1 pseudogene is annotated in these 375 nt (G+C 74.1%); it reads right to left on the bottom strand.

Annotation, left to right across the window (positions count from 1 at the left end):
* Nucleotides 1-59: 59 nt before the first annotated feature.
* A pseudogene (locus tag OO69_RS48340) lies at nt 60-375 on the bottom strand (ABC transporter permease); the annotation flags it as partial.

Raw genomic sequence — 375 nt, 5'->3', positions numbered from 1 at the left:
CGGTGGATCTTCCGTTTTCGGGGGCACCGGAACCCCTCCGGGAGACCCGGACGTGGCGTTCAGCCCGCGCGCCGGGCCAGGGTCAGCCGGGAGCTGGTGAGAGCGGCGGCCAGCAGACCGGCGAGCACCGGGACGACCAGGGCCAGCAGCCCGACGGTCTCCCACGGCATCACGATCGGCGTGTACGCCGACTGCATCGGATCCTCCCGCATCTGCTCCAGCGCCGCTCGCAGGTCGGTCAGGCGCAGGGCGACCGCGGGGACGAGCCCCGCCGCCGTCCCCAGCAGAACCCCGGTCAGGGCGACGACCAGGCACTGGAAGCCGGACAGCGAACGCCGTACGCCCGGGGGTGCGCCCACCGCGCTGAGCGTGGTG

The sequence above is a fragment of the Streptomyces sp. NRRL F-525 genome, from assembly GCF_000716605.1.
Lineage (GTDB): Bacteria > Actinomycetota > Actinomycetes > Streptomycetales > Streptomycetaceae > Streptomyces.
The sequence above is the reverse complement of the archived record's forward strand: the minus strand, read 5'-3'. Positions and strand labels throughout refer to the sequence as shown.